This window comes from Micromonospora sp. DT46 (genome assembly GCF_049841735.1).
GTDB classification, from domain to species: Bacteria; Actinomycetota; Actinomycetes; order Mycobacteriales; family Micromonosporaceae; genus Micromonospora; species Micromonospora reichwaldensis.
In genome coordinates, this window is record NZ_JBNCKW010000026.1 from 1 (window position 1) to 981 (window position 981).

Below are 981 nucleotides of genomic sequence, written 5' to 3' on the forward strand. Positions count from 1 at the left end.
GGGTGCTGCGGTGTGGGGTTTGGGTCGGGTGGTGGGTTTGGAGGTGCCGTTGCGGTGGGGTGGTTTGGTGGATTTGCCGGGGTTGTTGGATGGGGGTGTGTGGGGTCGGTTGTGTGGGGTGTTGTCGTCGGCTGGTGGTGAGGATCAGGTGGCGGTGCGGTCGTCGGGTGTTTTTGTGCGGCGGTTGGTGCGTGCGGGTTCTTCGACGACTGCGGGTGCTGGTGGTTTTCGGTTGTCGGGGACGGTGTTGGTGACGGGTGGTACGGGGGCGTTGGGTGCGCGGGTGGCGTTGTGGGCGGTGGGTGTGGGTGCGGAGCATGTGGTGTTGGTGAGTCGGCGGGGTGGTGGTGCGCCGGGTGTGGGTGAGTTGGTGGGGCGGTTGGAGGGTTTGGGTGTGCGGGTGTCGGTGGTGGGTTGTGATGTGGCGGATCGTGGTGCGGTGGCGGGGTTGTTGGGGGATTTGGTGGGTCGGGGTGAGCGGTTGCGGGCGGTGGTGCATGCGGCGGGTGCGGCGCAGTTGACGCCGTTGGGTGAGGTGGGTGTGGGTGAGGTGGAGGAGGTGTTGCGGGCGAAGGTTGGTGGTGCGGTGGTGTTGGATGAGTTGACTGCTGGTTTGGATTTGGATGCGTTTGTGGTGTTTTCGTCGATTGCGGGGGTGTGGGGTTCGGCGGGTCAGGTGGGGTATGCGGCGGCGAATGCGTTTTTGGATGGGTTGGTGGTGTCGCGGCGTGGGCGTGGGTTGGTGGGGACGTCGGTGGCGTGGGGGCCGTGGGCTGAGGCGGGTATGGCGGTGGGGGTGGCGGGGGAGCAGTTGAGTCGGCGTGGTTTGCCGGGGATGGCTCCGGAGTTGGCGGTGGCGGCGTTGCAGCGGGCGTTGGATGGTGATGAGGGTCAGGTGGTGGTGGCGGATGTGCGGTGGGATCGGTTTGTGCCGTCGTTCACGGCGTTGCGTCCGTCGCGTCTGTTCACCGACATCCCCGA

At 66.6% G+C, this 981-nt stretch carries 1 protein-coding gene; it reads left to right on the forward strand.

What is annotated here, in order from left to right; translation table 11 throughout:
• Positions 1 to 298: 298 nt before the first annotated feature.
• A partial coding sequence (locus ACLQ20_RS31320) for a beta-ketoacyl reductase (RefSeq protein WP_425858375.1) occupies positions 299 to 981 on the forward strand: 683 nt, incomplete at its 3' end.